This is a genomic window from Stenotrophomonas sp. 3diitr2024 (assembly GCF_042136455.1).
GTDB classification, from domain to species: domain Bacteria; phylum Pseudomonadota; class Gammaproteobacteria; order Xanthomonadales; family Xanthomonadaceae; genus Stenotrophomonas; species Stenotrophomonas sepilia.
Map to the genome: position 1 here is coordinate 1 of NZ_JBHHMJ010000327.1, position 269 is coordinate 269.

A 269-nucleotide genomic window follows, 5' to 3' on the forward strand; every position below is an offset into this window, starting at 1 on the left:
CGTCAAGCGTGTCGGCTGCCGAGAAGCACCCCGGCAGATCGGGAACGATGACCCCCCACGCGGTGCGTTCATCGCCGGCCTCAATCAAGACTGGATAGCGCATGGGACCTCCTACGTCAGTCCTGCGAGCTTCCGCAACGAGCTGGCCGCGCTGACCACCGGGTCGGGCGCCGCCGCGATGGTGATGGCGCGCGCGGAGCTGGTGCCGGACGCGCCGCGCTACAAGGGCGGCGTGACCCGCTCGGCCACCGAGTGGAACCAGCTGTGCC

At 70.3% G+C, this 269-nt stretch carries 1 protein-coding gene and 1 pseudogene; one reads left to right on the forward strand and one right to left on the reverse strand.

What is annotated here, in order from left to right; genetic code table 11:
• Window positions 1–103: type II toxin-antitoxin system HicB family antitoxin (locus ABGA94_RS07940; protein ID WP_375366954.1), on the reverse strand; the 103-nt coding region annotated here is incomplete at its 3' end.
• A gap of 12 nt (window positions 104–115) precedes the next feature.
• Between ABGA94_RS07940 and ABGA94_RS07945 the strand changes: the two are divergent.
• Window positions 116–269: pseudogene (locus tag ABGA94_RS07945) on the forward strand (3-oxoacyl-ACP synthase III); the annotation flags it as partial.